Annotated in this window: 18 protein-coding genes; 14 read left to right on the top strand and 4 right to left on the bottom strand. The window is 71.0% G+C overall.

Going from position 1 to position 20,863, the window contains the following annotated elements:
* The first annotated feature begins 101 nt into the window (after nt 1-101).
* The 5 genes from ACZ6MZ_RS13345 to ACZ6MZ_RS13325 all read left to right on the top strand — a co-directional run bounded on the left by ACZ6MZ_RS13345 (nt 102) and on the right by ACZ6MZ_RS13325 (nt 4,952).
* Nucleotides 102-1,490, top strand: coding sequence for an ABC transporter substrate-binding protein (locus tag ACZ6MZ_RS13345; protein WP_469351711.1), 1,389 nt, complete (start codon nt 102-104; stop codon nt 1,488-1,490).
* Nucleotides 1,487-2,494, top strand: coding sequence for a carbohydrate ABC transporter permease (locus ACZ6MZ_RS13340; protein WP_469351710.1), 1,008 nt, complete (start codon nt 1,487-1,489; stop codon nt 2,492-2,494). Before ACZ6MZ_RS13345 ends, ACZ6MZ_RS13340 begins: the two co-directional genes overlap by 4 nt.
* A 16-nt stretch (nt 2,495-2,510) precedes the next feature.
* Nucleotides 2,511-3,389, top strand: coding sequence for a carbohydrate ABC transporter permease (locus ACZ6MZ_RS13335; RefSeq protein ID WP_469351708.1), 879 nt, complete (start codon nt 2,511-2,513; stop codon nt 3,387-3,389).
* Nucleotides 3,389-4,249: an NAD-dependent epimerase/dehydratase family protein gene (locus ACZ6MZ_RS13330; protein WP_389792248.1), complete on the top strand. Its 861-nt coding sequence runs from the start codon at nt 3,389-3,391 to the stop codon at nt 4,247-4,249. Before ACZ6MZ_RS13335 ends, ACZ6MZ_RS13330 begins: the two co-directional genes overlap by 1 nt.
* 154 nt (nt 4,250-4,403) lie before the next feature.
* Nucleotides 4,404-4,952, top strand: coding sequence for a GNAT family N-acetyltransferase (locus tag ACZ6MZ_RS13325; protein WP_384192623.1), 549 nt, complete (start codon nt 4,404-4,406; stop codon nt 4,950-4,952).
* A 52-nt stretch (nt 4,953-5,004) separates the two neighbouring features.
* Here the strand turns inward: ACZ6MZ_RS13325 and ACZ6MZ_RS13320 are convergent, their stop codons facing one another.
* The gene (locus ACZ6MZ_RS13320; RefSeq protein ID WP_469351705.1) at nt 5,005-5,688 is read right to left on the bottom strand and encodes a glycerophosphodiester phosphodiesterase; all 684 of its coding nucleotides are present in this window, start codon (nt 5,686-5,688) and stop codon (nt 5,005-5,007) included.
* A 293-nt stretch (nt 5,689-5,981) separates the two neighbouring features.
* Here ACZ6MZ_RS13320 and ACZ6MZ_RS13315 point away from each other — a divergent pair, with 293 nt between their 5' ends.
* The 4 genes from ACZ6MZ_RS13315 to ACZ6MZ_RS13300 all read left to right on the top strand — a co-directional run bounded on the left by ACZ6MZ_RS13315 (nt 5,982) and on the right by ACZ6MZ_RS13300 (nt 10,088).
* Nucleotides 5,982-7,379, top strand: a complete 1,398-nt coding sequence (locus ACZ6MZ_RS13315) for a DUF6421 family protein (RefSeq protein WP_384330417.1) — start codon at nt 5,982-5,984, stop codon at nt 7,377-7,379.
* Between the two features lie 26 nt (nt 7,380-7,405).
* Entirely contained in the window at nt 7,406-8,167 is a 762-nt protein-coding gene (locus ACZ6MZ_RS13310) for an SDR family NAD(P)-dependent oxidoreductase (protein WP_384192630.1), read from the top strand.
* The gene (locus ACZ6MZ_RS13305) at nt 8,146-9,240 is read left to right on the top strand and encodes a threonine aldolase family protein (RefSeq protein WP_389792256.1); all 1,095 of its coding nucleotides are present in this window, start codon (nt 8,146-8,148) and stop codon (nt 9,238-9,240) included. The genes ACZ6MZ_RS13310 and ACZ6MZ_RS13305 overlap by 22 nt, the downstream gene beginning before the upstream one ends.
* Before the next feature lie 155 nt (nt 9,241-9,395).
* Entirely contained in the window at nt 9,396-10,088 is a 693-nt protein-coding gene (locus ACZ6MZ_RS13300) for a B3/B4 domain-containing protein (protein ID WP_469351703.1), read from the top strand.
* Between the two features lie 46 nt (nt 10,089-10,134).
* Here the strand turns inward: ACZ6MZ_RS13300 and ACZ6MZ_RS13295 are convergent, their stop codons facing one another.
* Complete coding sequence (locus ACZ6MZ_RS13295) at nt 10,135-10,863, bottom strand: lysophospholipid acyltransferase family protein (RefSeq protein WP_384192636.1); 729 nt, start codon at nt 10,861-10,863, stop codon at nt 10,135-10,137.
* A 293-nt stretch (nt 10,864-11,156) separates the two neighbouring features.
* On the opposite strand from ACZ6MZ_RS13295, the gene ACZ6MZ_RS13290 reads away from it, so the two are divergent.
* The 5 genes from ACZ6MZ_RS13290 (at nt 11,157) to ACZ6MZ_RS13270 (ending at nt 15,688) form a co-directional block, all read left to right on the top strand.
* Nucleotides 11,157-11,507: a TlpA family protein disulfide reductase gene (locus tag ACZ6MZ_RS13290; RefSeq protein WP_384192638.1), complete on the top strand. Its 351-nt coding sequence runs from the start codon at nt 11,157-11,159 to the stop codon at nt 11,505-11,507.
* 169 nt (nt 11,508-11,676) lie between these two features.
* On the top strand, nt 11,677-12,183 hold the full coding sequence (locus ACZ6MZ_RS13285) for a flavin reductase family protein (RefSeq protein WP_384192639.1): 507 nt from the start codon (nt 11,677-11,679) through the stop codon (nt 12,181-12,183).
* Nucleotides 12,184-12,411: 228 nt separating this feature from the next.
* Nucleotides 12,412-13,197 (top strand): electron transfer flavoprotein subunit beta/FixA family protein, encoded by a 786-nt coding sequence (locus tag ACZ6MZ_RS13280; protein WP_384186032.1) that lies wholly within the window; start codon nt 12,412-12,414, stop codon nt 13,195-13,197.
* Between the two features lie 60 nt (nt 13,198-13,257).
* Nucleotides 13,258-14,220: an electron transfer flavoprotein subunit alpha/FixB family protein gene (locus ACZ6MZ_RS13275; RefSeq protein ID WP_469351700.1), complete on the top strand. Its 963-nt coding sequence runs from the start codon at nt 13,258-13,260 to the stop codon at nt 14,218-14,220.
* Between the two features lie 169 nt (nt 14,221-14,389).
* A complete protein-coding gene (locus ACZ6MZ_RS13270) occupies nt 14,390-15,688 on the top strand; it encodes a DUF6986 family protein (protein WP_469351698.1) in 1,299 nt (432 codons plus the stop codon).
* Nucleotides 15,689-15,732: 44 nt separating this feature from the next.
* Here ACZ6MZ_RS13270 and ACZ6MZ_RS13265 read toward each other — a convergent pair whose 3' ends face one another.
* Together ACZ6MZ_RS13265 and ACZ6MZ_RS13260 are read right to left on the bottom strand one after the other, a co-directional pair.
* Nucleotides 15,733-16,734 (bottom strand): helix-turn-helix domain-containing protein, encoded by a 1,002-nt coding sequence (locus tag ACZ6MZ_RS13265; RefSeq protein ID WP_384186041.1) that lies wholly within the window; start codon nt 16,732-16,734, stop codon nt 15,733-15,735.
* A gap of 238 nt (nt 16,735-16,972) precedes the next feature.
* Nucleotides 16,973-20,767 carry a S8 family serine peptidase gene (locus ACZ6MZ_RS13260; protein WP_469351695.1) on the bottom strand — a complete coding sequence of 1,265 codons (3,795 nt, stop codon included), beginning with the start codon at nt 20,765-20,767 and terminating at the stop codon, nt 16,973-16,975.
* Nucleotides 20,768-20,863 lie beyond the last annotated feature (96 nt).

Here is a 20,863-nt window from a genome sequence, read left to right as displayed (position 1 = left end):
CGAATCTCGACGTGCGTCTTGACGCTATATCACCACGCTCATAAGTTCAGTCACTCCAACGTCATTCGGCCTTCTGAACGGTTGATCCTTAGGTAGGGGCCATGCGCATACCTTTTTTGCGGAATGTCCGGCGCGCGGCGGTGGCCGCGGCCACCGCGCTCTCACTCACCACCCTCGCCGCCTGCGGCGGCTCTTCCGGCTCCGGCGATGACGCCACGTCGCTGGAGATGTGGACCTTCAAGCAGACCCATGTCGGCGCGCTGCGCAACGCGGCGGCCGAGTTCAAGAAACAGACCGGTATCTCCGTCAAGATCGAGGCCTATACGCCCGACGACGCGTACACCACCAAGGTGCAGAGCGCGGCGAAGACCGGTGACCTGCCGGATGTGCTCGAAGTGCACTCCGACGGCGAGGACCGCGTCTTCGGCGCGGCGGGGCTCGTGTCCGACCTCAGCGGTGACTTCAAGGGCGCGTGGTCCGACCGCGTCCAGCAGCCCGTGCGGCAGTCGGGCCTCGTCACCGACCAGCGGTTCAAGGACGCGCAGCCCGACACCGCCAAGGACCACGGCATCGAGAAGGGCGCCCGCTACAGCGTGCCGCTCACCGTGGGCACCTTCGGCATCGTCTACGCCAACAAGAAGATGCTGGCCGAGGCGGGCATCACCGAGCCGCCGGCCGACTGGGCGGAGTTCCTGGCCGCGCTGAAGGCGACCACCGCCAAGAACCCCAGGACCGGCGGCCTCGCCCTCGGTCTCAAGGTCCAGTCCACCGGCCTGAACTGGGTGCTCCAGCCGCTGGCCTTCAGCCAGCTCGGTCAGCAGGGGTACGAGAACCTCTTCGGCAAGGACAAGAACGCCGACTTCGCCTCGCCCGACGGGATCAAGGTCCTCAGCCTGTACGACCAGCTCACGCCGTACTGGATGCCCGGCACCCAGACCCTCACCATCGACCAGGCGGACCAGGCCTTCGCGCAGGGCAAGTCGGCCTTCAACGTCGGCGGCACCTTCACCCTCGCCTTCCTCCAGCAGAACGGGATGAACCCCGACGACGTGTTCGCGTTCGGGCTGCCCTCCCCGAAGGACGGCGCCGTCCCGGACCGCGCGCTCGGCCCGCTCGCGCTGACCGGCCTCAGCCTCACCGCGACCAGCGGGCAGCCGGACAACGCCAAGAAGTGGATGGAGTTCCTGTCCCGGCAGAAGGTCGCCGCGACGTTCGCCAAGGACGCCTCCGACGTCCCGGCCACCGAACTCGGCGCGGACTCCGTTACGGTCCTCGGCCCGACGCTCGCCGCCATGGTCGACAGCTTCAAGGGCACCCCGGCGAACACGTACGACCCGAGCCGCGGCAATGAGTTCCGCGCGCCGGGCTACGAGCAGGACGACGCGGGCGCGATCCTCGCCGACCTCACCCCGCTCAAGCAGCAGTCCGTCGAGGAGACGGCCCAGAAGCTCCGCGAGCTCAACGCCTCCTACTGGGCGGCGGTGCAGTGACAACCGCTCCCCGACAGACCGCGCCGGGGGCAGCCGGGGACGGCGGCGAGAAACGCCGCCGCCCGGCCGGGGCCCCCGGCGCGGCCGCACCGGCACCGCGCCGGAGCGCGCGGTCGTACGAAACGCTCACCGGGTACCTGTTCGTCGGCCCCGCCGTGGTCCTGTTCTGCGTCATGGGCCTGTACACCGTCGGCTACGGCTTCGCGCTCAGCTTCGCCACCTGGAACGGCTTCTCCCCGAACTGGAAATGGGTCGGCCTCGACAACTACGCCGACCTGCTGTGGCGCAGCCCTGTCTACGCGCCCCGGGTGCGGCACGCGGCGCTCAACACCCTCTGGGTCATGATCGCCGCGCCGGCCCTGACCGTCGCGGTCTCCTTTCCGCTGGCCGTGCTCCTCAACCGGGTCAAGCGGTTCCGGTCGGTGCTGCGCTCGGTGTACTTCCTGCCGTATGTGACCAGCGGGGTCGCGGTCTTCTTCGCCTGGCAGTACATCCTCCAGCCGGACGGCGCCGTCAACCTCCTGCTCGACAGCCTGGGGCTCGGCTCCCTCCAGCAGCCACAGGGCTGGCTCGGCAATCCGTCCACCGCCCTGCCCACCATGATCGTGGTGACGGTGTGGGGGCAGGTCCCGGTCGCGATGCTGCTGTATCTGACGGGCCTGCAAGGCATCGACCGGAGCGTGCTGGAGGCTGCGGAGCTGGACGGCGCCGGCTGGTGGCGTACCAATGCCTCCGTGGTGTGGCCGCTGCTGCGGCCCATCACCGCCGTCGTCGTGCTGCTCAATCTGCGCGAGTCGCTCCAGGGCTTCCAGACCTTCCTGGTGATGACCAACGGCGGCCCGGGCGACCACACCAATGTGCTGGGCCTGGAGGCGTACCGCCTCGCGTTCCTCAAGAATCTCTCGCCCACCCTGGGGCTCGCCAGTGCGCTCGGCTGGATCCTGTTCGCCGCCGCCCTGGTCCTCGCCCTGATCAATCTGCGGGCACTGCGGAGCAAGACATGACATCGCGGAGCACACCATGACATCGCTTTCCCTCCCGGCCCCTCCCGGCCCGCCCGACGAGCGCGGGGCCCGCATCCGCCGGGTCGTCGCCCGCTCCGTCGTCGGCGTGCTGCTCGGGCTGTACGGCCTCGTCAGCGTCTATCCGTTCCTGTGGATGGTGTCCGCCGCCTTCAAGGACCAGATCGAGGTCGTACGCGGCGGGCATCTGATCCCGCGGAACCCGACGTTCGACACCCTGGTCGACACCTGGAACACGCTGCACTTCTTCGACTTCTTCCTGAACAGCCTGCTGGTCACGCTCTACACCGTGGTGCTGACGCTGGTGATCTACGCGGCGGCCGGCTACGCCTTCGCCGTCCTGCGCTTCCCCGGCCGCGGGGCGCTGCAGAAGCTGTTCGTCTCGCTGCTGTTCGTGCCCGGCATCACGGTGATGTTGCCGATCGTGCTGCTGGAGAACAAGATGGGCATCCTCGGCTCGCACTTCGGTCTTGTCCTGCCCTTCGTCAACGGTGGTGCCCCGTTGTCCGTCCTGCTGATGACCGGCGCCTTCATGGCCGTACCGGACGAGCTGCGCGACTCCGCGCGCGTCGACGGGGCGAGCGAACTGCGGATCTTCGCCGCCGTCTATCTGCCGCTGGCCAGACCCGCGCTGATCACGGTGGGGCTGCTGACGGCCATCCCGACCTGGAACGAGTTCCTGCTCACCCGGGTCTCGCTCAACGACCCGTCCACGTACACCCTGCCGCTGGGTCTGCAGACGCTCTCCGCCGAGAACGTGCCGCACTACAACAATCTGATGGCGGGCGCGCTCATCGTGGTCATCCCGGTGATCCTGCTCTTCCTCAGCCTCCAGAGGTACTTCGTCAACGGACTGGTCGGGGCGGTGAAGGGCTGATGCGTGTGCTGGTCACCGGCGCCGCCGGTCATATCGGAGGGTTCGTGCTCGACGCCCTCCTGGCCCATGGCCACCAGGTCGTCGCCACCGACCTCGTCCCCGTCGACGACCCCCGCGTCGAGTCCGTCCACACGGGCGATCTCCAGGACCCGGAACTGGTGCGCAAGGCCATGGACGGAGCCGAGGCGGTCGTCCATCTGGGCGCCATCCCGCACCCCAACATGGACGATGCCAGCGCCCTGTTCGCCACCAACTGCCTGACCGCGCACCGGGTGCTGGACCAGGCGGGCCGCAACGGCGTCCGCCGGGTGGTCGCCGCCTCCAGCCTGTCGGCCGTCGGGCTCGCCTGGTCGCCGGTGCCGCAGTCGCCGCGGTACGTCCCCCTGGACGAGGAACATCCGATCCTCGTCCAGGACCCCTACGGGCTCTCGAAGATCGTCCTGGAGGAGACCGCCCGCGCCACCCACCGGCGCTACGGGACCGACATCGTCTGTATGCGGTTCCCCTTCACCGGAACGGGCGAACGGCTGGCACTCCAGCTCGACGCCGTACGGTCCGATCCCGCGGCTCACCGGATGGATCTGTGGGGCTGGCTGGACACCCGGGACGCCGCCGAGGCGATCCGGTGCGCGCTGGAGACGGAGTTGCGCGGCTGCCATGTCGTCAATGTCGCCGCCTCCGACACGTCCTCGCCGCTGCCGACGGCCGCGCTGATGGCGGAGCACCACCCCGGCGTGCCCGTCTTCGCCGAACTCGTCGGCCACAGCTCGCTGTTCGACACCAGCGCCTGCGCCGGACTGCTCGGTTTCGTCCCCCGGTACGGCTGGCGGTCCGGTACCTCCCGGTCCGTACCTCGCTGATCCGCGTAAGGCACCGGTCCGGCGGCCGTCGAGCGCCGCGGGCGGTGGTCAGCCGGAGGTCCCGGCTGCGGTGGCCACCGCCCGGGTTCCGCGACGGGTCTCCGCGTTAGGCTGCGGGCGTCCCACCGCAGCCCGGATCAGGAGAACCCGCACCATGGACACTGCCTCGCGCTCCGCCGCCGAACTCACCTACCGGGACGCCACGGCAGCCGACGCCGACGCGCTCGTCGCCCTCATCGAGTCGGCCTACCGCGGGGACAGCAGCCGTACCGGCTGGACCACCGAGGCGGACATCCTGGAGGGGCAGCGGACCGACCCGCAGGGCGTGCTCGACGTGATCGAGGCGCCCGGCAGCCGGCTGCTGGTCGTCGAGCGGGACGGCGGGCTGATCGCCTGCTGCCAGATCGAACACCGCGGCGAGGCCGCCTACTTCGGCATGTTCGCCGTGCGGCCGGGACTACAGGGGGCGGGTCTCGGCCGGGTGATCATCGCCGCGGCGGAGCGCATCGCGTGCGAGACCTGGGGGGTCCGCCAGATGCAGATGACCGTGATAACGGCGCGCGAGGAACTGATCGCCTGGTACGAGCGGCGCGGCTACCGCCGTACGGGAAAGCTCTTCCCCTTCCCGTACGGCGACGAGCGCTTCGGCCTGCCGCAGCGCGACGACCTGAAGTTCGAACTGCTGGTCAAGCCGCTGGTCTAGGTCCTGGCCCAGCCGCTGGTCCGGCCCTGGTCCTGTTCAGGGGCGCCGGGGCTCAGGCGGTGAACCGGCCGGTGCGCCGGATCTCCGGGAAGTCGGTGGTCACCGCGTCCAGCTGGAACGCCCGGGCCAGCCGCAGCTGATCCTGGGTGTTCACTACCCAGCCGATGATCCCCAGCCCCTCGGCGTGCGCCCGCTCGACGACCTCCAGGGTCAGTCTGCGGATGTTCAGGGCCAGCGCGCCGGCGCCCACCGCCATGGCCCGGTCCACCACATCCGCGCCCCAGCGGCTGGCGATCAGCACCGTGCGGACGCCCGGCACCAGCGCGGCGATCTCGGCGACCGCCTCGTCGTGGAACGACGACACCTCGACGCGGCCGACGAGCCCGCGCCGGTGCATCACCTCGGCCAGTGCGCGGGCCGCCGCCACGTCCTTGATCTCGGCCTGGACCGGCGACCGTACGGCGTCCAGGACCTCCTCGAAGACCGGCACCCGCTCGCCGTCGCCCGCGTCGAGTTCCCGCAGCTCGGCGAGGGTCTGCTCGGCGATGGGGCCCGTACCGTCGGTCGTACGGTCCACCGCGGTGTCGTGCATCACGACGAGCGCGCCGTCCTTGCTCAGATGCAGGTCCAGTTCGATGGCGTCCATGCCGGCCTGCTCGGCGCGCAGAAAGGAGCGCAGGGTGTTTTCCGGCTCGACACCCATCACTCCACGATGACCGATGGTCTGGAAACTCAAGGCGATCTCGCTTCCGTCGACGGCGACTCCCGCGCGGAAGCCTAGTAGCGGGTCTCCCTCTTGAGACCCCGACGTGCGCGCGGCGGCCGTGGCGCGGTGCGCGGGGGAGCGGCGGTGCGGACCGCCGGGGCTTCCGGTGGCGCGGGGGATATCGGTGTACCACCCCCATACCGCAGGAGAATCAGCGGTGACCACGGGGGTCCGACAGGATAATTTGCCCTACTCCGGTTGTATGGGAGAACGGAAGCCCTATACGGTGTCTTAACGCGAAGTTCTCCTGTGGAGGAAGTGACATGACGGAAATTCTTGCGCAGGAAACCGCCGCCCCCGGCATATCCGGTGCTGCCCGGGTAATCGAGCACCCGGCCTGGCCGGAGCTCAAGAATGCCGTCGAGGAGATCCGGCCCTGGCAGTCCAAGGACGGCTCGATCGACTTCGACGCCGAGGGCGCCCCGTCCCGCGCCGTCGCCGAGGCCGCGCTCGACCGTGTGATCGCCGCCGTCGGCCGGCTCGCCCCGCTCCTCCCGCACGACGCGGCCTACCACACGGCGCTCGTCGCGGACCTCCACAAGTGGGCCGACGGCGCCTTCGGCGTCCCCGACTTCCTGGACTCGCTGCTCGCCTTCCAGCCCGCGGCCGACCGGGTGGACGGCCTCCAGCATCTCGCCGTCTTCCCCATGTACACGCAGAACGGCAACCCGGACCGCAATCTCGAAGCGGTCGTGCTGCGCATGGTCTGGCCCGAGTGGCTCGCGGAGCTGGAGCGCACGCGCTACGACAACCCCCTCTTCTGCGGCATCACCTTCGAGGGCTTCACCGCCGGCTACGACACCAACTCCGCGGTGTTCTTCCCGGAGACCATCGCCGTGCGCGAGGCCCCCGAGCGGTTCAGCTGGGGCGGCATCTTCTGCGACCGCGAGGCCGCCCGCTTCCGCCGGGTCACCGACGCCGCCGTCCGCACCCTCGGGATCGAACTCCCCGACGACATCCGCGAGATGGTCGCCGACCAGGACCGCTGCCAGCAGGCCTTCGTGCTCTGGGACATGGTCCACGACCGCACCCACAGCCATGGCGACCTGCCCTTCGACCCGTTCATGATCAAGCAGCGCCAGCCGTTCTGGATGTACGGCCTCGAGGAGCTGCGCTGCGACCTCACCGCGTTCCGTGAGGCCGTGCGGCTGGAGGCGGACGGCGTCGCGCAGGGCCGTGACGTCCAGTACGCCGTGCTGTTCGACCGGATGTTCCGTTTCCCGGTCACCGGTGAGCGCGTGCGCAACTACGACGGCCTCGGCGGCCAGCTGCTCTTCGCCTACCTCCACCGGCACGATGTGGTGCGCTGGACCGACAACACCCTGCGCATCGACTGGGAGCGGGCCCCCGGGGTCACCAACCAGCTCTGCGAGGAGATCGAGGGCCTCTACCGGGCCGGGATCGACCGCCCCAAGCTGGTCCACTGGTTCGCCGCGTACGACCTGGTCTCGGCCTATCTCGCGCCGCACCCCGGCTCCCGCTGGGCCAAGGGCCCCGATGCCCTGGACCTCACCAAGCCGCCTCGTAAACTGGTCGACGACGTGCTTCCCGACGAGTTTCCGCTCAGCATGTTCTATGAGGCGCTCGCCAAGAAGCTCAAGGACGTGATCGCCTCAACCAAGGGGATCACCGCGCAGGACACCGAGCGAGCGGCCGCGTGAGCCCTCGGGAGCGGGAGGCCACGGCCATGAACGGGAACAGTGACAGGAACGGCGCGCTGGACGGCGCCGTCGTCGCGGTGGCGGGAGCGGCGGGCCCGGCGGGCCGGGCCACCCTGCTGCGGCTGGCCGAGGCCGGTGCGACGGTCGTCGCGGCGGACGCGGATGTCGCGCGCCTCGCGCAGGCCGTCGACGCGGCCCGGTACGCGCACGGCGGAGCCACGGTCACCGGCGACACCGTCGATCTGCTCGATCCCGCCGCCACGCGCGCGTGGGCGGACAAGACCGAGAAGGAGTTCGGCCGGATCGACGGACTGGTCCATCTCGTGGGCGGCTGGCGCGGCAGCGCCGGCTTCGCCGAGACCGACCTGGCGGACTGGGATCTGCTGGAGAAGCTCCTCATCCGTACCGTCCAGCACACCAGCCTCGCCTTCCACGACGGACTGCTGCGCAGCGACCGCGGCCGCTTCGTGCTGGTCAGCGCGGCCGGTGCGGCGAAGCCCACCGCGGGCAACGCCGCCTACTCCGCCGCCAAGGCCGCCGCCGAGGCCTGGACCCTGGCGCTCGGCGACGCCTTCCGCAAGGCGGGGGGCGAGGAAGGCCCCGGGGCCGCGGCTGCGATCCTGGTGATCAAAGCACTGGTGCACGACGCGATGCGCGCCGAGCGCCCGAACGCGAAGTTCGCGGGCTTCACGGACGTCACGGATCTGGCCGAGGCCATCGCCGGGGTCTGGGAGCGGCCCGCCCGGGAAGTGAATGGAAAGCGCCTGTGGCTGACGCCCGAGCCGTGAGGTCCCGTACGACGGACGCCCGCCGGCACCACGATCCCGAGGTGCGCGGCTTCGCCAGCGACAACTACGCGGGAGCCCACCCCGAGATCCTCGCCGCGCTCGCCCTCGCCAACGGCGGTCATCAGATCTCCTACGGCGAGGACGACTACACCGGTCACCTCCAGCGGATCATGCACAGCCACTTCGGTCCGACGGCGGAGGCATTCCCGGTCTTCAACGGCACCGGCGCCAACGTCGTCGCGCTCCAGGCGCTCACCGACCGCTGGGGCGCGGTCATCTGCGCCGAGTCCGCGCACATCCACGTGGACGAGTGCGGCGCCCCCGAGCGGGTCGGCGGGCTCAAGCTGCTGACCGTACCGACGCCCGACGGCAAGCTCACCCCCGAGCTGATCGACCGGCAGGCGTACGGCTGGGACGACGAGCACCGGGCCATGCCGCAGGTCGTGTCGATCACCCAGAACACCGAGCTGGGCACGGTCTACACACCCGGCGAGATCCGGGACATCTGCCGGCACGCCCACGAACGGGGCATGAAGGTCCATCTCGACGGGGCCCGGATAGCCAACGCCGCCGCGTCGTTGGACGTCCCGATGCGGACGTTCACCAATACCGTCGGCGTGGATGTCCTCTCCTACGGCGGCACGAAGAACGGCATGCTCTTCGGCGAGTCGGTCGTCGTCCTCAACCCGGACGCCGTGCGGGCGATGAAGCATCTGCGCAAGCTGTCCATGCAGCTGGCGTCCAAGATGCGCTTCGTATCGGTCCAGCTGGAGGCGCTGCTCGCGGGCGACCTGTGGCTGCGCAACGCCCGGCACAGCAACGCCATGGCCCAGCGGCTCGCGGAGGGCGTGCGCGCGGTGGACGGGGTGGAGATCCTGTACCCCGTCCAGGCCAACGCCGTCTTCGCCCGGCTGCCGCACGACGTGAGCGAGCGACTGCAGCAGCGCTTCCGGTTCTACTTCTGGGACGAGAAGGCCGGGGATGTCCGCTGGATGTGCTCCTTCGACACGACCGAGGACGATGTCGACGCCTTCGTGCTGGCGCTCAAGGAAGAGATGGCCGCACAGCCGTAGGCACGGGACGCCGTCCACATACGGAGAGCCGACCGGAGGCACCGCCTTCCGGTCGGCTCTCCGTATGCGCCAAGTGCACTGAGGTGGACCATCCGGTACTCTGCGGTGCACCGCGGCCGGCCGTGGCGACGACAAGCCCGAAGACAAGGCAGACGATGACCCTGACGCTCACCGTGTCGGACGAGGTACGCACCCTCGTGCCCGGCTTCACCCATCTCGCGGTCGAGGCCCGCGGTCTGGTGAACGGTCCCAGCGATGCCGACAGTTCCGCCCTGCTGGACGACGCGGCACGCCGGCTCGCCGCCCGGCTGGACGGACGCGCTCCGCACGAGGACCCGCACATGGCCGCCTGGCGCGCGGCCTACACCGCCTTCGGCGCCAAGCCGTCCCGTACCCGCAACTCCGCGGAGGCCCTCGCCAAGCGCGCCCTGACCGACGCCGGGCTGCCCCGGATCAATCGGCTCGTCGACCTCTACAACGCCATCAGCGTCGCCCATCTGATCCCGGTCGGCGGCGAGGACACCGACCACATCACGGGCGGTATGCGGCTCGTACGGGCCACGGGCGAGGAGCCGTTCCCGACGGTCGCCGGCGGCGAGGCGGCCGTGGAACACCCCGAGCCCGGCGAGGTCGTCTGGTGCGACGACGAGGGCGTCACCTGCCGGCGCTGGAACTGGCGTCAGGGCGTCCGTACCCGGCTCACCGAGGAGTCGGTGAACGCGGTCTTCCTGCTGGAGAGCCTCACGCCCATGACACGCGGCGAGCTCGACACCGCGGGCGCCGAACTCGCCGAGTCACTGGAGAAGCTCAGCCCCGGGGCACGGATCACCGTCCGCGCCGCGGAGTGAGACCGCTGTCCCGCCGCGGGCCGGATCCGGCCCGCGGAGAGACGTTTCAGCCGGCCTCCGCCGCGCGGGCCTCGGCCGGGGTCGGCGCCGTCCCGCCGAGATGCGCGGGCACCCACCAGGTGTCGTGCGCGTCCCTGGGCCGTACCGGATAGGCGCGCTGCGCCGCCTCCAGCAGCTCCTGCACCCGGTCGCGCAGCCGCCGGGTGATCGCGCCCGCGTACTGGTCCGCGGGCGCCTCCAGCTGCTCGCCGACCCGGATCGTCACCGGGATGTGGCTGCGCTTGAAGTTGCGCGGACGGCCCTTGGTCCAGACGCGCTGGGTACCCCACAGCGCCATCGGGATCAGCGGTACGCCGGCCTCCTGCGCCAGTCGCGCCGCCCCCGACTTGAAGCTCTTGAGCGTGAACGACGGGGAGATGGTCGCCTCGGGGAAGACCCCGATGATCTCACCGGAGCGCAGCGAGTCCAGCGCGTGGGCGTACGCCTGCTCGCCCTGCTTGCGGTCCACCGGGATGTGCTTCATGCCGCGCATGAGCGGACCGGAGACCTTGTGCCGGAAGACCGACTCCTTCGCCATGAAGCGCACCAGGCGCTTCTGGGGGAGCGCGGAGAGTCCCGTGAAGATGAAGTCCAGATAGCTGATGTGGTTACTGACGAGCACGGCACCACCGGTACGCGGGATGTGCTCGGAACCCTGCGTGTCGATCTTCAGGTCCAGCGCCTTGAACATCGTGCGGGCGGCGCCGATGACCGGCCGATAGACGAGCTCTGCCATCTGGTGAGGACCCTTCTGTTCCGGGGAGGGTTCTCCCGGCGGAAGTTACGCAGCCGTAGGTTTTCGGCATTGGGCCGATGGTGCCCCATACGCGGCCCCGTGGCCAGTCCTGTTCTGCGCGTACGGCGAGATTCTTGTCACGTCGGCGCAACACGGCCGTCGTCCGCCGGACCAGCGGATACGGAAGGCGGCGGCCGGCGCGCGGCCGGTGGCCGCGAGACCCGGCCACGGCGGCCCGGAATATTGTGCGGTTGTGTGAACGCTGCACCCTAGCGACGAAGGCGACAGGGCCGGTGGTGTGCGACGGGAGGCCGACGGTGCGCGGGCAGGACAGGGAGAGACGGCTCGGCGCGGCCGAGCTGGGGACCGAACTGGGGGAGCGGGCCACGCTCGTGCAGTTCTCCAGCGCGTTCTGCGGGCCCTGCCGGGCGACCCGGCGCACCCTCGCCGGGGTGGCGGACATGGTCGATGGTGTCTCCCATGTGGAGCTGGACGCCGAGGACCGGCTCGAACTGGTGCGGGAGCTGGGCATCCTCAAGACACCCACGGTGCTGGTGCTGGACGCCGCCGGCCGCATCGTGCGCAGGGCCGCCGGGCAGCCCCGCACGGTGGATGTGATCGCCGCGCTCGGCGAGGCGGTGTGACAGGTGTACTTGACTGAGCCCGCCACGCGTCGTCACCCTGACCAAGTGCCTCAAGAACTCCTTCTCTTCGGGCGGGCCGATGTCGACCTGGCCCGCAACGCGAGCGCGCGCTGTCCGGACGGCTGAGCAGTCACGGCCCCGTTCGAACCCCTCGCAGAAGGACAACTCGATGACGGCAACGCCCGGTCTCGGTACTCCCCAGCTGGCCTCTCCCGACCTGTTCCGCTCCGTGTTCCGGCAGCACGCGGCAGGCGTCGCGGTCATCACGGCCCAGGGTGAGCGCCCGGTCGGATTCACCGCCACCTCGCTCAACTCGGTCGCCGCCGAGCCCCCGTTGGTCTCCTTCGGCGTGGGCACCTCGTCCTCCAGCTGGCCGGTCCTCGCCGAGGCCGGGCATATCGGCGTACACATACTCGGCGAGCACCAGCGGGAGCTGGCCGCCACCTTCGCCCGCAGCGGCGCCGACCGGTTCGCGCCGCCCACCGCCTGGCGGACCGGGCCGGAGGATGTGCCGGTGCTCGACGGCGTACTGGCCTGGCTCGTCTGCCGCGTCGTCGCCCGTGTCCCGGCCGGCGACCACCGCATCGTGATCGCCCAGGCCGTCGTCGGTGACCCCGCGGGAGCCGGCCGTCCGCTGCTCTACCACCAGGGCCGCTTCAACGCGCTGCGCGACTAGGTCCTGTCGGGCGACCCGGCAGGCTGTGAAAGTTCCCCGCTCCCGCTCTTCTCCCGCGTTGGGTAAGTCACAGTTCAAAGCGCTTGCTCAGCGGGAACGCTCTGGGTGTACTGGCGAGTAATATTTACTCCGGTGCGCCGGTCTCCCCGACCGGAAACCGCCCCACAGGGCGCCTATGCTGCGTGCAACAAGGCAGCCCAGAAATGACGACGCAGTAGGAGAGCCGGCGTGAGCCTGAGGATCGTTGTCTGTGTGAAGTACGTGCCCGACGCCACGGGCGACCGGCATTTCGCCGATGACCTGACCGTCGACCGGGACGACGTCGACGGACTGCTGTCGGAGCTCGACGAGTACGCGGTCGAGCAGGCGCTCCAGATCGCCGGTGAGGCGGACGACGCGGAGATCACCGTGCTGACCGTCGGTCCCGAGGACGCCAAGGACGCGCTGCGCAAGGCGCTGTCCATGGGCGCCGACAAGGCCGTCCATGTCGAGGACGACGATCTGCACGGCACGGACGTTCTGGGTACGTCGCTCGTGCTCGCCAAGGCCATCGAGAAGACCGGCTACGACCTGGTCGTCTGCGGGATGGCCTCCACCGACGGCACGATGGGCGTGCTGCCGGCGATGCTCGCCGAGCGGCTGGGGGTTCCCCAGGTGACGCTGCTCTCCGAGGTCTCGGTCGAGGACGGCGTGGTCAGGGGACGGCGTGACGGTGACAGCGCGAGCGAGCAGCTGGAGGCGTCGCTGCCGGCTGTCGTGTCGGTGACGGACCAGTCGGGCGAGGCCCGTTACCCCTCCTTCAAGGGGATCATGGCCGCCAAGAAGAAGCCGGTACAGGCGTTGGATCTGGAGGACCTGGAGATCGACGCCGACGAGGTCGGTCTCCAGGGCTCCTGGACCGCGGTGGAGACGGCGACGCAGCGTCCGGCCCGTACGGCGGGCACGATCGTCAAGGACGAGGGTGAGGGCGGTAAGCAGCTCGCCGAGTTCCTGGTGAGCCAGAAGTTCATCTGAGCCTCGGCCGCCCCGTTCAACTGTCCGCCAGATACTTCGTATTCGCAGGAGAGCAATCCCATGGCTGAAGTTCTCGTCTATGTCGATCACGCGGACGGCGCCGTCCGCAAGCCCACCTTGGAGCTGCTGACGCTGGCCCGCCGTATCGGCGAGCCCGTCGCCGTCGCGCTCGGCACGGGCGCCGCCGACACCGCGGCCGTGCTCGCCGAGCACGGTGCGGTGAAGGTCCTGACCGCCGACGCCCCGGAGTTCGCCGACTACCTCGTCGTGCCGAAGGTCGACGCGCTGCAGGCCGCGTACGAGGCGGTGACGCCGGCCGCCGTGCTGCTGCCGTCCTCCGCCGAGGCCAAGGAGATCGCGGCGCGGCTCGCGGTCCGTATCGGCTCCGGCATCATCACCGACGCCATCGACGTGGAGGCCGGGGCCGAGGGCCCGGTCGCCACGCAGTCGGTCTTCGCCGCCGCGTTCACCACCAGGTCCCGGGTCTCCAAGGGCACCCCGGTCATCACCGTGAAGCCGAACTCAGCTCCGGTCGAGGCCGCTCCTGCCGCGGGCACCGTCGAGGCGCTGTCCGTGACCTTCGGTGAGAAGTCCACCGGCACGAAGGTCGTCTCCCGCACCCCGCGTGAGTCGACCGGACGCCCGGAGCTGACCGAGGCCGCGATCGTGGTCTCCGGCGGCCGCGGCGTCAACGGCGCCGAGAACTTCGCGATCATCGAGGCGCTCGCCGACTCGCTCGGCGCGGCCGTCGGTGCCTCCCGCGCCGCCGTCGACGCCGGCTGGTACCCGCACTCCAACCAGGTCGGCCAGACCGGCAAGTCGGTCTCCCCGCAGCTCTACATCGCCTCCGGCATCTCCGGTGCCATCCAGCACCGCGCCGGCATGCAGACCTCCAAGACGATCGTCGCCGTCAACAAGGACGCCGAAGCCCCGATCTTCGACCTGGTCGACTACGGCGTGGTCGGCGACCTCTTCGAGGTCGTCCCGCAGCTGACCGAAGAGGTCAAGACCCGCAAGGGCTGACCCGCTGCTTCTGTACGGGTCCTGGGGCCGCGCGGTGGACTCCACCGTGCGGCCCCGCGTCGTCCGGGGCCACCATTGACGTAGATCAAGCCCGCCGATTAAGTTCGCTCTACGGATTATGAATTCCGCAGGGTGGAAAACAGTGGGGCGGAAGCAGGAGGGGACAGGGATGGGGCAGCAGGAGAAGGTGGCGACGAGCCTCGCGGGCGCGGTCGGCGAGGACATCAGCCGCTCCCTCGCACCGGTCGACGCGGAACTGGCCCGTCGCTACCCGGGCGACCCCGGCACCCGCCAGCCCGTCCACACCGTCTACGTACCGGCCGACCACTTCGACGCCGGCACCATCCGCTCCTGGGGCGACCGGGCGCTGGCCGCCCTCGACGAACACGCCCCGGACGCCGCCTCGCTGGCCGCGGTCCTCGGCCTCTCCGACGCCCTCGCGGGCCCGGTGTACGAACGGGTACGGGCCAAGCTGAGCCGCGAGCCCGTCGAGGACCTGCGGATCGACTTCGAGGACGGCTACGGGCCGCGCCCGGACGCCGAGGAGGACGAGGCCGCGGCCCGCGCCGCCCGGCTGGTGCACGAGGCGTACGGGAACGGCACCGCCGCCCCGTACATGGGGATCCGCATGAAATGCATGGAGGCCGCCGTACGGGACCGGGGCATCCGGACCCTCGACATCTTCCTCAGCGGGCTGATGGAGGCGGGCGGCCTGCCCGCCGGACTGGTGCTGACCCTCCCCAAGGTCAGCTACGCCGAGCAGGTCACCGCGATGGTGCGGCTGGCCGAGGAGTTCGAGAAGGCACGCGGCCTGGAGCCGGGACGGATCGGCTTCGAGATCCAGATCGAGACCAGCCAGTCCATCCTCGCCGCGGACGGCACCGCCACCGTGGCCCGGATGATCGACGCGGCCGGCGGCCGGGCCACCGGGCTGCACTACGGCACCTTCGACTACAGCGCCTGCGTCGGCGTCAGCGCCGCCTACCAGTCCAGCGACCACCCGGCCGCCGACCACGCCAAGGCCGTCATGCAGGTAGCCGCCGCCGGGACCGGCGTACGGGTCTGCGACGGCTCCACCAATGTCCTCCCGGTCGGCCCGACCGCCCAGGTCCACGACGCCTGGCGGCTGCACTACGGCCTCACCCGGCGTGCCCTCGCCCGCGCCTACTACCAGGGCTGGGACATGCACCCGGGCCATCTGCCCACCCGCTACGCCGCGGTGTACGCCTTCTACCGCGAGGGCCTGGAGCCGGCCGCGGCCCGGCTGGCCGCGTATGTGGCCAGGAGGGGCGGTGATGTGATGGACGAGCCCGCCACCGCGAAGGCGCTCAGCGGCTATCTGCTGCGCGGCCTGGACTGCGGCGCCCTCGACAGCGACGAGGTCGCCCTCCTCACCGGCCTCACCCACGAGGACCTGGAGAGCTTCGCGATCCCGCGCCGCGCGGCCCCGACGGTGACCACGCCGTAGCGCCTGTCCCGCGTGCCGCGGCGGGAGGACGATCCGGGAGGCCGCTACATCCAGCCCCGCCGGGCGGCCTGCCACGCCAGTTGCATCCGTGTGGTCGCGCCCGCGAGGGCCATCATCGCCTGGATGCGGCGCTGCACGGTCCGTCTGCTGAGCCCCATCTGACTGGCTATCGCCTTGTCGGCGACCCCCGCGACGAGCAGCGACAGCAGCTGACGGTCCGTCGTCGAGAGCTCATGGCCGTGGGCCGACCCGTCCGTACCGCTGACCGTTCCGGACTCGCTCACGTGCAGTGGGACCGCGTCCTCCCAGTAGCGCTCGAACAGGGCGACCAGCGCATCCAGCAGACTGCTGCCGCGCACCAGTGCGGCGGTGGGCTCCTCGGAGCCGCCGCTCGGGCCGCCCGGCACCAGGGGGCAGATCGCGATGGCGCGGTCGGCGACGGCCAGCCGCAGCGGAAGGTGCGGGACCGCACGGGCGATCTCTCCCGCGCGCACGCCCTCCACCACGTTGTCGACGGCGCCGGAATCGTCGAAGAACGCCCGCTCGTACAGGACGCGGTAGCGCACCCCGCGGGCGAGGGCGTCGAACTCGGCGCGGTTGCTTCCCGAGGGCATGGCCACGTACTGCGCCTTGCAGAACCACAGCATCTCGTGGCGCGCGCTGTCCTGGATCTGCCGCAGATGCTGGCGCATCGCCTCGGCGCCGGTGATCACTTCGATGAGCTGGTCGGGATCCCTGCGGCGCCTGGTGCGCCGATAGGTCTCCAGCAGATCGGTGACCGCGGCGCGCGCCTGGTCCAGGGCGTCGGACTGCCTCTGGAGGTGCGGCAGCAGGGCGACGTCCGGAGGAGTGGCGGCGAAGCTGTGCGGCGCCCGGTCCGTTCCGCTGGCCAGCCCCTTGGCCGTGAGCGCCGCCAGTATCCGTGCGATGTCCCCCGGCGCCAGGCCCGACTGCTCCGCGATCTCGGCCGCCGACGCGGCGGGCGTCGTCACGAGAAGCCGGTACACGGCTTCCTCGGCCGGGGTGAGGCCCGCTGCCTCCAGCATCGTGCTCCTTTCCGCCCCGGCCGGCGGTGTGCGGGAGCGACGGGACGGGCACGTGGGTGAGCGCCCGGCACCAGGGCCCCGCCGGAACAGGACCGAACACGGGCAATCGCACTATACGCCCTGGTCATCGCTCCACCCGGGCGGGCGCAGGGCGGCGGGTACGGAGGCCTGGACGCACCTCCGTACCCGCCGCCCTTCGGTGCCCGGCCGCCCCCCGGCCGCCGGGTCCGGTGTCCTGCTACTCGCTCAGCAGGTACGCGCGCTCCACGGTCTGCCGGATCGTGTTCCCGGCGCTGTCGGTGGCGGTGACGCGCAGGGTCACGTACGCGTCGCCCCGTGTCCTGGCCGGCCGCTCGACGGTGGCGGTGAAGCGGTTCTGACCGCGGTCCCTGGCCCTGGCCTCCTTCGTCCAGGACCTGCCGTCGTCGTAGGAGGTCTCGACCCGGACCGTGACACCGCGCGGTGCGGGCAGACCGTCCTGGGCGCGGACGGTCAGGGCGATCTCGTGGTCACGCCGCGCGGTGACGGTGTTGCGCTCGTCCACCGGCACGTCGTAGTCGAGCTGGAGCAGCGGGAGCGTCGCCGTCCCCGCGGTGGTGTCCGAGCGGAAGGACCACGAGGTCTCCGTACGGATGCCGAACCCGGACTCGGCGGAGCCGCGGGACGTCGACAGGTCGAGCCGGTAGTCGGCCTTTCCCGGCGCCACCCGGAAGTCGGCCCAGGCGTCCGCGGCGTCGGCGGTCTTCTTGCCGTCCCGGTACAGGCGGGCGGAGACGGTGTCGCCCTCGGGCACGGCACCGCGCGCGGAGGTGCCGATCCCGCCGCCCGCGCCGCCGGTGAGCGCCCGTGACCAGTGGCCGGTGCCGGAGTCGGTGAACTCGGGAATCCGCAGGGAGAGGACGTCGCCGGAGCGGACGGACGGAGTCGTCGTGCCGCGCGGGATCGACGGCCGCACGACGGCCTCGAACCAGTTCTCCTCGGGCTGCTTGCCGGGGCGGTAGGTCCGGGTGTCGTCCCGCATGCCGACCGTCAGCGGGGTGTCGACGTCGGTGGCGGCCGCGTCGTTCACGACGTGCTGCCACAGGGTGTCGTCGGCGCTGACGTACTCGGTGCGCTGCTTGCCGGTCGGCACAAAGCGGCTGTACTGGTTCCAGAAGAAGTCCTGGTAGGGACGGAGGCCGAAACGCTGCTCACTCGCCCACGAGGTGCCTCCGCCATCGGCGTACGTGGCCTTCACCACGGCGCTGTTGCGGTCCGAGACGGTGTGCACGACACGCTGGGGGACCTGTCCCGCGGAGACCTGCATCACGTCGTAGAGATACGGGCTCTCGGCGGTGCCGGAGAACTCCACCGTGGTCGCGTGCCGCCCGGCCCGCTCCAGCAGCGCGCCGCCCTCGGCCGCGCTCACCCGCAGGGTGGGCAGGGCGAGCCGGTCCCCGACCGGGGTCCACCGGGTCCAGGAGTACATGTCCGACGGGAAGACGAGCATGAGTCCGGCGGCGCCGGCCTTGGCGGCCGCCGTGGCCAGATCCCTCTCGTCCGAAGCGTCGTCCCTGACGACCGCGAGCTTGCCGCGGACACGGCTGCCGCGGAAGTCGGGTGCGGAGCTGCTTCCCGCGTCGACGGCGGTCAGCCGGGCGCCCTTCGCGCCGAACAGCGCGGAGGTGTGCGTGTAGTACGGACTCAGAGCGATCTTCGTCCCGGGGACCTTCGCCTCCAGCAGCGGGGCGACGAGCTGCCAGCGCGAGGCGAACTCGAACCGGCCCTCGGTGACCTTGGCGGTGGGGCTGACGTACAGGCGCTTGGCGATGTCGAAGTACATCGTGCCCTGGATCAGGCCGTGCCCGCCCAGCTGACGGTAGGTCTGGTAGCTGAGTGCGCCCCGCTGTTCGGCGGGCTTGGGGGTACGGATCTCCACCAGGGTGGTCTTGCGGGCGTCCAGGGTGACGGACATGTCCTTGGTGACCTTCACCTCGGGCAGGACGACCTCGCGCAGCTCCTGGCCGTCCGGGGCGTCGTCCAGCGAGGAGTGGCTGAGCTGGTAGCTGCCTTCCTCGACCTCGGCGACGGCCGGATCCGCGCTGATGTAGCTCACGAATCCGTCAGCACCCCAGATCGTGGGCAGGGCCTGGACGCGCTTGCCGTGGTGGTCGAGGGTGTTGACGGTGAGCCGGTGTACGGGGCCGTGGACCGCGAGGCTCACCGTGGTGTGGACGGCCACCGTGCCGTCGGCGGTGGTGGCACTGACGTATCCGTAGTAGTCGCCCCGCTCGACGACGGACGGGTCGGCGTGCAGCGGCACCTCCGCCGTGGCGCCGGCGGCGATACGGACCGAGTCGGAGCCGAGCCGTACCCCGCCGTCCGCAATCTCCTGTCCGCCGCTGGTGGCGAGCCGTACCGCCAGGCGCAGAGTGACCTCGGACGGGGAGGTGTTCGTGTAGCGGACCGTGGTGTCCTGGGCCCGTCCGGCGGCGCCGCCGGACACGAAGGAGCCCAAGGAGACGGTGCCGGTCGCGGTGACCGGTCCGAGCGCCGCAGCCAGGTCGATACGGCCGCCGCCCTGCTCGGTCACCTGCTGACCCGGCACGGTTCGCGCGGTGCTGACCAGCGCGTCCTTGAGGTGTACGGCGTCCCAGTCCGGATGTTCCTGGGCGAGCAGCGCGGCGGCGCCCGCCACGTGGGGCGTGGCCATCGAGGTGCCCGAGGCCGCGACGTAGTACGGGTCCACGGGGTCGCCCATGGTCGTTCCCGTGGCGCGGGCGGCCACGATGCCGACGCCGGGCGCGGTGACGTCCGGCTTCACCGCCCGGTCGCCCGGACGCGGTCCGCGGCCGGAGAAGGCGGCCAGGGAGTCGTCGCGGTCGACGGCGCCCACGGTGAGCGCCGCGTCGGCCGCGCCGGGCGAACCGATGGTCTGCTCGCCCATCTCGCCGCTGTTGCCGGCGGCCACCACGAACAGGGCGCCGCTGCTCCGGGAGAGGCCGTTCACCGCGAGGCTCATCGGGTCGGTGCCGTCGCTGGGGGCGTCCGATCCCAGGCTCATGTTGACGACCCGGGCGCCCTCGGCCGCGGCCCACTCCATGCCGTCGATCACGGCCGACTCGGTGCCGTAGCCGTCGTCCCCGAGGACCTTGCCGATCACCAGCTCGGCCCGCGGCGCCACCCCTTTGCGCGTGCCGCCGGACGCGGCACCGGAGCCGCCGACCGTGGCCGCGACATGGGTGCCGTGTCCGAAGACGTCGTTCGTCCCGGCGCTGCCGGAGAAGTCCTTGGTCGTCGTGGCCCGGCCGGCCAGGTCCGGGTGGGTGAGGTCGGCGCCGGTGTCCAGGACGGCGACCTTGACGCCCTGGCCCTGGTAGCCGGCGGCCCACGCGGCGGGCGCGTTGATCTGGGCCGTACTGCGGTCGAGCGTCGGGCTCACCCGCCCGTCCAGCCAGACCGTCGGGAGGGCGGCGGCGCGGGCGGCGGACGCGTCACCGGAGCCGGGGACGAGCTGCTTCCAGAAGCGGCCGAGATCGCCGGCGTCGATCCGCAGCGAACGGGCGTTGATGCTGTCCAGCCGGCGTGAGGGAGCCGCGTCCTCGTTCAGCGCGGACCACCTGTCGAGGGCGGCGGCCGGTTCACCGGCGGGCTGGGAAACGATCAGCGGCAGGGCGTCGGTGTGCGCCTCGTCGTACCCCTGCGCGAGGAGCTCGGTGACATCGAAGAGCCGCCGGTCCAGCTTTCCCGAGGAGACCGGGCCGATGGCGTCGGAGGGAAGAACACTCAGACCGCCGTCCTCCTCCGCGGTCCGGAAGACGATGCCCTCGCGGCCGGGGCCCGGCTCCACGGAGGCGACCCGCTTGCCGTCAGGACCGGCGCTCACGGTCACCCGGTCGCCCGTGATCAGGCGCACCATGGTTCCTGGACCCGCCGGGGCGGAGCCCGCGACGGGGGTGTTCGGCGCCGGGGGCTGGGCCGAGACAGGCGCCACCGCACCAGCGGTCAGCAGCAAGGCCGTTGATACTGCCGCCGAAAGGCGGGTCCATCTCATCTTTCCAACCCCTTCGTTCACCACCGCGGTTACGCGCTGTTCGACAGAATCCGGTAGAGCCGGAAGGGCTGTCACTGATTCCCGGTGTCGCTGTTG

It is taken from the genome of Streptomyces sp. NPDC042201 (genome assembly GCF_055582185.1).
The sequence above is the reverse complement of the archived record's forward strand: the minus strand, read 5'-3'. Positions and strand labels throughout refer to the sequence as shown.

Coding starts and splice junctions, on each gene's coding strand:
- ACZ6MZ_RS13345 (WP_469351711.1), top strand. CDS start 102: ATGCGCATACCTTTTTTGCGGAATGTCCGGCGCGCGGCGGTGGCCGCG.
- ACZ6MZ_RS13335 (WP_469351708.1), top strand. CDS start 2,511: ATGACATCGCTTTCCCTCCCGGCCCCTCCCGGCCCGCCCGACGAGCGC.
- ACZ6MZ_RS13330 (WP_389792248.1), top strand. CDS start 3,389: ATGCGTGTGCTGGTCACCGGCGCCGCCGGTCATATCGGAGGGTTCGTG.
- ACZ6MZ_RS13325 (WP_384192623.1), top strand. CDS start 4,404: ATGGACACTGCCTCGCGCTCCGCCGCCGAACTCACCTACCGGGACGCC.
- ACZ6MZ_RS13315 (WP_384330417.1), top strand. CDS start 5,982: ATGACGGAAATTCTTGCGCAGGAAACCGCCGCCCCCGGCATATCCGGT.
- ACZ6MZ_RS13310 (WP_384192630.1), top strand. CDS start 7,406: ATGAACGGGAACAGTGACAGGAACGGCGCGCTGGACGGCGCCGTCGTC.
- ACZ6MZ_RS13300 (WP_469351703.1), top strand. CDS start 9,396: ATGACCCTGACGCTCACCGTGTCGGACGAGGTACGCACCCTCGTGCCC.
- ACZ6MZ_RS13295 (WP_384192636.1), bottom strand. CDS start 10,863: ATGGCAGAGCTCGTCTATCGGCCGGTCATCGGCGCCGCCCGCACGATG.
- ACZ6MZ_RS13285 (WP_384192639.1), top strand. CDS start 11,677: ATGACGGCAACGCCCGGTCTCGGTACTCCCCAGCTGGCCTCTCCCGAC.
- ACZ6MZ_RS13275 (WP_469351700.1), top strand. CDS start 13,258: ATGGCTGAAGTTCTCGTCTATGTCGATCACGCGGACGGCGCCGTCCGC.
- ACZ6MZ_RS13270 (WP_469351698.1), top strand. CDS start 14,390: ATGGGGCAGCAGGAGAAGGTGGCGACGAGCCTCGCGGGCGCGGTCGGC.
- ACZ6MZ_RS13265 (WP_384186041.1), bottom strand. CDS start 16,734: ATGCTGGAGGCAGCGGGCCTCACCCCGGCCGAGGAAGCCGTGTACCGG.
- ACZ6MZ_RS13260 (WP_469351695.1), bottom strand. CDS start 20,767: ATGAGATGGACCCGCCTTTCGGCGGCAGTATCAACGGCCTTGCTGCTG.